The organism is Azospirillum sp. UFLA03-27 (assembly GCF_059803775.1).
In genome coordinates, this window is the sequence record NZ_JAUQTX010000517.1 from 1 (window position 1) to 915 (window position 915).

Annotated in this window: 1 protein-coding gene; it reads right to left on the reverse strand. The window is 64.2% G+C overall.

Translation table 11 applies throughout. From position 1 onward, the window contains the following. Positions 1 to 3 precede the first annotated feature (3 nt). Positions 4 to 876 carry a peptidylprolyl isomerase gene (locus Q4I23_RS32825; RefSeq protein ID WP_498529022.1) on the reverse strand — a complete coding sequence of 291 codons (873 nt, stop codon included), beginning with the start codon at positions 874 to 876 and terminating at the stop codon, positions 4 to 6. Between the last annotated feature and the right edge of the window lie 39 nt (positions 877 to 915).

Genomic DNA, 915 nt, shown 5'->3' on the forward strand with positions numbered 1-915 from the left:
GATCTACACTCGCGTATAATCGTCGGCAGCGTCAGATGTGTATAAGAGACAGTTCTTCGGCTCTTCGGCCTTCGGGGCGGTCTGGGCCGGTGCGTCCGCGGCCGGGGCCGGCTCTTCCTTCGGCATCGGCGAGCCGTCGAGTTGGAAGGTCTCGACCTTGGCGACCTTGCGCAGGTCCTCGACGACGTTGGTCACGATGTCCTTGCTGAGCTGCTGCTCGAGCTGCGGCTTGACCTCGTCCAGGGACGGCTGCGGCTGGGTGCGCTTGTCCTCGACCTTGATGATGTGCCAGCCGAACTGCGTCTTCACCGGCTCCTTGCTCACCTCGCCCTTCTTCATGGCGAAGGCGGCGTCGGCGAAGGGCTCGACCATCGTGTCCTTGGTGAAGTAGCCGAGATCGCCGCCCTGCTCGGCGGCCACCGGGTCCTTCGACTTCTCCTTGGCGAGCTTGGCGAAATCGCCGCCCTTCTTGAGCTGGGCGATGATCGCCTTCGCCTCATCCTCCTTCTCGACGAGGATGTGGCTGGCCTTGACCTCTTCCTGGGCTGGGTTCTGCTTCAGGAAGGCCTGGTAGGCCTCGTCCAGCTTGGCCGGGGTGATGCGCGACTGCACTTCCTTCTGGATGTAGGCGCGCTGCACCGCGCGCTCCTCGGCGCGCTTGATCTCGTCCTTGACCTCCGGCGTGCCGGCGAGGTTGGCCTTGTAGCCGGCCTCGGCCACCAGCTTGGAATTGACGAGCTGCTCGATCACCGCCGGGTAGATCATCTCCAGCGGCATCTGCTGCACCTGCGGCGGAAGCTGGGCGACCATGCGCTGGACGTCGGAGCGGTGGACCGCCTCGCCGTTGACGCGCGCCACCACCTGTCTCTTATACACATCTCCGAGCCCACGAGACTATAACAGCTATCTCGTATG